This window comes from Trichlorobacter sp. (assembly GCF_030247655.1).
Taxonomy (GTDB): Bacteria; Desulfobacterota; Desulfuromonadia; order Geobacterales; family Pseudopelobacteraceae; genus Trichlorobacter.
This window is the reverse complement of record NZ_JAOTRZ010000331.1, coordinates 1-2,080: the sequence shown is the minus strand read 5'-3', so window position 1 is coordinate 2,080 and position 2,080 is coordinate 1. Positions and strand designations below refer to the sequence as shown.

At 54.8% G+C, this 2,080-nt stretch carries 2 protein-coding genes; both read right to left on the bottom strand.

The window, feature by feature from the left end; genetic code table 11:
• Window positions 1-319 precede the first annotated feature (319 nt).
• A complete protein-coding gene (gene lipA, locus OEL57_RS16360; protein ID WP_300741970.1) occupies window positions 320-1,165 on the bottom strand; it encodes a lipoyl synthase in 846 nt (281 codons plus the stop codon).
• Window positions 1,162-1,989, bottom strand: a complete 828-nt coding sequence (locus OEL57_RS16355) for a lipoate--protein ligase family protein (protein ID WP_300741969.1) — start codon at window positions 1,987-1,989, stop codon at window positions 1,162-1,164. The genes lipA and OEL57_RS16355 overlap by 4 nt, the downstream gene beginning before the upstream one ends.
• Window positions 1,990-2,080: the final 91 nt, after the last annotated feature.

Below are 2,080 nucleotides of genomic sequence, written 5' to 3'. Positions count from 1 at the left end.
GTTTTAAAGCTCCCCCGGCCATGGCCGGGCTGGCAAGGGCAGAAAGCATCAACAGATTACAGACACCGGTAGTTACTAACGACTGCTTCATTATGAAACTCCTTTAAAATTCACTTTTCACGACGAGGTAAGCTGCCATGAAACTATTCAACCGAAAAAAGCAGTTCACGCAACGGCACAACGAAGCTACGCAATAAAAACAGCACCTTGTACAAACAGAGCTCTCACCAAACGGGTGAAACTGAATGTTTCTGTGACTGTTTGGTTTTCGTTGCGAGCGTTGCGGCTTTGCGTGAGTAAATGCCGTTTTAAGGTTCAATTATGCGTAGTTTGACGCATGGTATGAGCTACGCACATACGGTCCACTCTCCACATGCCTGAATCCCAGTGCCAGTGCTTCGTCCCGCAGCTGATCAAAAAGTTGCGGTTCCAGATAGGCCACCACCGGTTGATGCCGTTTGCTGGGGGCCAGGTATTGCCCCAGACTCAGGTAGCTGCAGCCAACCTGCCGCAGATCCTGCATGACGGTCCGCACCTCGTCCAGTTCCTCTCCCAGCCCCAGCATTATGCCGGATTTAGTGGGGATAGCCGGAGCAAGCCGGGCTGCCTGTTCAAGCAGGTTGAGAGAGCGTTGATAATCAGCCCCTTTACGCACTTCGTACAGGCGTGGCACGGTCTCCAAGTTATGGGCCAGAATGGCCGGTTGTGCAGCCAGCACCGTTGCCAGGAAGGAATGATCACCGCCAAAATCAGGCACCAGCAGCTCCACCGCTGTAGCAGGTGAGACCTCCCGCACCGCAGCCACGGTGGCTGCATAATGACCAGCGCCACCATCAGGCAGATCATCACGGGTGGGGCTGGTGATCACCACATGGGAAAGCTTCAGGCGCAGCACCGCCTCTGACAGACGGCGCGGTTCATCTGCATCCGGTGCCTGGGGCTTGGGTGCCTTATCCACATTGCAGAAGCTGCACTGACGGGTGCAATCCCTGCCCAGGATCAGAAACGTGGCCTGACCGCAGCCAAAGCACTCAGAAATATTGGGACACAGCGCCTGCTGGCAGACCGTGTTCAGCTTCAGTTCAGACAGCAGTCCCCGCATGGCGGCCTGCTCCCCCTGCGGTACCTTTTTGCGCAGCCATTCAGGCTTACGTTGTATTTTCATGGTTCGTTACCTTCCAGATTCCAGCAATCAGCACTATATTTTTTGTGCAGTAATTTGTCTGATACATGCTGCTCCTGCTCTGTCAATCCACCTGGCTGCAACACTGCCACCAACTGCCCTGCAAACTGCTGCACCAAGGTCTGTTTTAGCTGTTCAACAGTAGCAGTAATACCCTCATCAACCAGGCAGGTGGTGGCCTGTTCAATCCCCGGGGGCCTGATCTTCAGGTACTGCAACCCCTGCCCTACCCGGTTTTGCAGCGGGATCGAGCCATGCTGGAAGATGATCTCACGGGAACGGCGCTGGGCATTGCCGCCAATCTTACGACCATGCAGCATAATGTCATAGCTTTCCTGCCCGGCAAAGCGGAGCGGCGTACGTTGCCCCAGCTTGCTGCCTGCGGGAGCCAGATCAACGGCATAGTCTGCCTGCAGCCCCAAGGCACGGTAAAAACCAAGCAGAAAGGAAGTCAGTACCCGGAAAGACTCCTTTACTGAAGCAGCAGGCGGGATCTGCGAAGGCGAACAGACCAGGCTATAGGTCAGTTCGTCGGCATGCCAGATCGCCCCGCCACCGGTAATCCTGCGTACTACCGTCAGGTTATCAGCCCTGCAGCGGGTCAGATCAAGATCATCGCTCGCCTTCTGAAACCGCCCTAGCGACAACGCAGGTGGTTGCCAGCCATACAGCCGCAGCACCGGTCGGGATGTGGCTGGATCAAAACAACGGAAAAGCGCCTCATCAATCGCCATGTTCTCCCTGCCGAAGCAGGGACCGGTGTCAATCAATCGCCAGAGAGTACTACCGTCATCTTTTTTATGCATCTACCGTATCCTGTCCTTATGTACGCTCAAAAATCCAGCGGACTTTTTTTTTTTTTGACAGTCCTAACCGGCACGCAATGGGTGTATATCA

Excerpts from the sequence above, each read along its gene's own strand:
- OEL57_RS16355 (WP_300741969.1), bottom strand. The coding sequence starts at position 1,989 with ATGCATAAAAAAGATGACGGTAGTACTCTCTGGCGATTGATTGACACC.
- lipA (WP_300741970.1), bottom strand. The coding sequence starts at position 1,165 with ATGAAAATACAACGTAAGCCTGAATGGCTGCGCAAAAAGGTACCGCAG.